General features: G+C 72.6%; 1 protein-coding gene. It reads right to left on the bottom strand.

Annotated features, from left to right (window positions below; translation table 11 throughout):
• Positions 1–32: 32 nt before the first annotated feature.
• The coding region (locus ACWGIG_RS38825) for a choice-of-anchor A family protein (RefSeq protein ID WP_453326431.1) at positions 33–1,616 on the bottom strand (1,584 nt) is incomplete at its 5' end.

Genomic DNA, 1,616 nt, shown 5'->3' with positions numbered 1-1,616 from the left:
GGCCGCGTGGGGTTACCGCACGGCCGGTGCGGTCAGCCCTTCGGCTTGGGCCTGGGCTCCGCCTCGTTGGTCATCCGTACGACGACGCCCTTGGCCGCGTTCGCGCCCGTCACGGCGTGCGGTCCCGAGACCGGGTTGCGCGGCAGCCGGTAGCCCTCGGGGGCGACGGTCTCCCGTACGTAGTACGAGCCGAGGGGCAGCCGGTCGAAGTCGCAGCGGCCCCGGCCGTCGGTGGCGCAGCCAGGGCCGACCTGCTGGTCGCGGTCCGGGCCCGAGGTCTGGAGGCCCGCCCTGCGGCCGTTCTCCCGCCAGAGTTCGACGACGGCGCGGGCCAGCCCGCGTCCGGTGCGCGCGTCGACCTTGCGCACGTGGAGCCGTCCGGTGACCTCGGGGCGCTGCGACTTCTTGTTGCGTACGACCGTGGTGACGCCCGGCCGGGGGAGCGGGGTGGTGAGACTGAACGGTCCGGAGACGTTGGGGTCCGGGAGGTCGTACCCCGCGGGGGCCTTGGTCTCCTGCCAGTAGTAGGAGTGGCCGACCTCCGCCGTCCTGCGGCACACGCCCTGCGCGTCCGTGGTGCACGCCGTGCCTTCGCGCCGGTCGGGGCTCGTGCCCGAGGTCTGGAGACCGGGGACGCCGTTGGTCTCGCGCCAGAGCTGGAAGACGGATCCGGCCAGTGCCGCGCCGGTGGCCGCGTCCTGCTTGACGACCTTGAGCTCGCCCTCCAGCGGTGCGGGATCGCCGCAGCCGGGCAGGTCGCCGTTGAAGGGGTACGCGTGGAACTCCTGCCCGCCGCCGCCGGACGCCGAGCTCTGGTGGGTGAGCGAACCGGTGGTGAAGAAGCGCCCGTTGACGCCCGGCAGCGACACGGACGTCTCCGAGGTCTGGTTGCCGATGAGCACGCTGCCCTGGAACTGGCCGGTGCCCTTGAGGTCCACGGCCGTGGCGTCGGGGAAGTTCCACAGCAGCCTGTCGCGGATCCCGTTCAGCGCGTCGGTGCTGTCGTCGATGCCGCCGCTGTACGTGTTGATGGTGCGGTTCGCGCCGAGGACGTTGACCAGGACGGTCGCCCCGGCCGGGATGCCGCGGAAGACGATGCCCTGCTGGCCGCCGTTGGCCGACGTGAGGTCGAAGTCGACGTTGAAGACCTGGAGGGCGGAGGTGCCGTCGCCGGTGAAGACGGTCTGGCCGCCCTGGTTGTCGGCGGTGCCGGTGGCCGGACGCGTACCGGTGTCCCCGTCGGCGTAGCACTGGCTCGCGTCGGACAGTTCCTGGCGCAGCCCGAGGTAAGGAACGGCCGCGGCGGGGTCGAGGGTCTTGGTGCCGTCGACCGTGCCGGTCAGCGGACCGGCGTGCCGGACCACTCCGTCCTCCGCGACGAGACGCTGACCGGCGGCGATGGTGACGGCGCCGCCGGTGGTGAGGTAATCGGCGCCGACCGGCGGCGGGACGCGGGAACCGACGCCCGCGACGCCCACGTTGTAGATCTGGCTGCCGTCTGGCGCCTTCTTCATGTCGAACGAGCCGAGCACGACGACCCGCCCCTCCGCCTCGGCAGCCTTGCCGCGCACCCGGAAGTCGCCGCCCGCGAAGACGTTGATGCCGTTGTCGTAGCC

This window comes from Streptomyces sp. NPDC054863, assembly GCF_053610825.1.
The sequence above is the reverse complement of the archived record's forward strand: the minus strand, read 5'-3'. Positions and strand labels throughout refer to the sequence as shown.